General features: G+C 46.8%; 1 pseudogene. It reads left to right on the top strand.

Annotation, left to right across the window (positions count from 1 at the left end):
• Positions 1 to 325: pseudogene (locus tag A142_RS07025) on the top strand (ATPase, T2SS/T4P/T4SS family); the annotation flags it as partial.

Genomic DNA, 325 nt, shown 5'->3' with positions numbered 1-325 from the left:
TAGAGAAAGAGTACCAATGGTCCTGGGTAGAGGAATATTTCACGCCACTCAGAGAGTTGTATGAAAACCCTGATACGACGGAAATATTCGTCGACCGTTTTGACTCTATATCAATAGAGAGAAACGGGCGGTTAGAAAAAACGCCCATTGCTTTTGACAGTAACCAATCCTTTCAAGACTTCATCATTCAACTGAGTACCGCACTCAACCAGCCGCTCAATTCTTCTTCTCCTATTCTCGATGCGCGCCTTCCTGATTGCTCAAGGGTGTGCGCCACTCTGCCTGATGTGACACCACAAGGCGCAACGATGACGTTACGAATTGC

The organism is Vibrio splendidus 12E03 (assembly GCF_000272105.2).
Taxonomy (GTDB): domain Bacteria; phylum Pseudomonadota; class Gammaproteobacteria; order Enterobacterales; family Vibrionaceae; genus Vibrio; species Vibrio splendidus_I.
This window is presented reverse-complemented; position numbering and strand designations above follow the sequence as displayed.